Here is a 1,886-nt window from a genome sequence, read left to right as displayed (position 1 = left end):
GCGCAATGCCAGCCAGGTCCTTGGCCTGAATGCCCGGCCACCAGGGCGCAGTGTTGCGGCGCTGGCACTCGAAGGCAATCACGTCCTGGTGGTCGATCCAGTAGTCCACGTCCCAGCCGCCGGGGCGTATGGTTTCCAGAGACTCGGCCAGTTGAATGGCCGAGATGAAAATCGCCTCTGACTTGGCTTCGTGAACGGCGGTGTGCATGCGCTGCACCCACGCCGCGATACACCGGTAGCGCCATTCGTTGAACTGGCGCCACACGGGGCTCTCCCAGTCCTCCTCTTCGGGGATGGCGTGTCCCGATTCCTTCGTGAACATGCCCTGGCACGTCGCGCAGTAGCAGGCATCGGTGTCCCAGGCGGCGAACTTGCCCTGGTTGTTCCAGATGCCGTCCGCGTCGTAGGTCAGCACGATCTCCTGCACGATTGCCACCATGCGGTCGTGGTAGTAGCCGGCGTTGGGGCAGGTGACGTAGTTGCCGCTGACGTCGAAGAAGTTGCCCTCCCGGTCGCGGGCAAACCAGTCCGGGTGCTCCTCTGCGAGCTCGCGCGGCGCGCAACTCGGGTCGACGCGGGCCAGCACCCGCAGGCCCTGTCGATGTGCCTCGGGGATGATCTCGGCCAGCAGGTCGCGCTGGCCCAGCGCCTCGCTGCGGCGGTGGCCGTCGACACGGGTCTGGTAGAAGGCCACGATACCGCCACCGTTGATGCAGAAGGCAGTCGCGCTGTAGCGTTTTACGTCATCGACCAGCGCGCGTGCGTCCACCAGTGGCTCGTCACCCTCGCGCAGGTTCAGCAGCAGCACCCGGTTGGAGCCCTTCCACCACGGCGCGCCTGTGTCGGCCTGGGTTGTGTCTATTGTCATGTATCTTGTCTCCGCGTCCGCGATGTGGACTATGATTCACTGGTTGCCAAAAACGGCAGCCTCAGGGAGATTAGCGACAACGACAAGCAATGAGGTTCCCCTGGTGGCGGAATGGTCCACATAGTGGCCGCATTGAGGCACCAAGAAATGACGATGGCCGAAGTTCCTGCCAGCCGCGGCACCCAACTCATCTCGCGCAGCGCAGCGTTGCTCCGGCTGATCGCGAATGCCAACCACCAAGGTGCGCGGCTGGTCGACCTCACCCGTCATTCCGGGCTGGAGCGGCCGACAGTAAGGCGCATCCTGCAAGGTTTGATCGAAGAAGGCCTGGTCCGTCAGCACGATGGCGACAGACGCTATTACCTGGGCGTGCTCATGTTCGAGCTCGGACTTGCCGCGGCCCGCGGCATCGACATGCCGGCCATCGCCGCGCCCTCGCTAGATCGCATAGCTCGAGAGACCGAGGACACCGTCTACCTGGTACAGCGCAGCGGTCTCGACGCGGTGTGCATCGATCGGCGTGAAGGTAGCTTTCCGGTTAAGGTGCTCACCATAGATATTGGTGCGCGCCGCCCGCTCGGCGCTGCTGCGGGCGGCCTCGCCATCCTGGCGGGCCTTCCACTTGAGGAACAGCAATTCGCCCTCGCGGCTAACCGCAGCCAGATGGAGTCCTACGAAAAGCTCTACGGCAGATCGCTKGAGGCTGCCGTGGAAGACACCGTTCGTCGCGGCTTCGCACTCATGCCCATCAACGTGGTCCCGTACGTGAGCGCAGTGGCAGTCCCGATTCCTAGCCGCACCGGCACACCTCTTGCGGCGCTCAGCGTATCGGCGCTGTCAAATCGGATAATCGAGGGTGAACGTTTTGTTCGCATCGCCGGCCTGCTGCGTAGCGAAGCTGCTGTCATTGCCGCGGCGCTGCATGCTCCTGCCTGGATTTCCTCAGTTTCCGAGGCGCACTTCTAACGGATTGAGAATCCGACACAGGAGAGGACGGCAGCKAAGTGTGACCCTGATG

The 1,886-nt window shown here is 63.4% G+C and carries 2 protein-coding genes; one reads left to right on the top strand and one right to left on the bottom strand.

Annotation, left to right across the window (positions count from 1 at the left end):
- A partial coding sequence (locus AC1DY5_RS53725) for a family 10 glycosylhydrolase (protein WP_478122371.1) occupies nucleotides 1-868 on the bottom strand: 868 nt, incomplete at its 3' end.
- 147 nt (nucleotides 869-1,015) lie between these two features.
- Here AC1DY5_RS53725 and AC1DY5_RS53720 point away from each other — a divergent pair.
- A complete protein-coding gene (locus AC1DY5_RS53720) occupies nucleotides 1,016-1,834 on the top strand; it encodes an IclR family transcriptional regulator (protein WP_478122370.1) in 819 nt (272 codons plus the stop codon).
- Nucleotides 1,835-1,886: the final 52 nt, after the last annotated feature.

Source organism: Variovorax sp. P4_D9, assembly GCF_056401695.1.
Note: the sequence above shows the minus strand (reverse complement) of the source record. Positions and strands in the feature narration are given on the sequence as shown.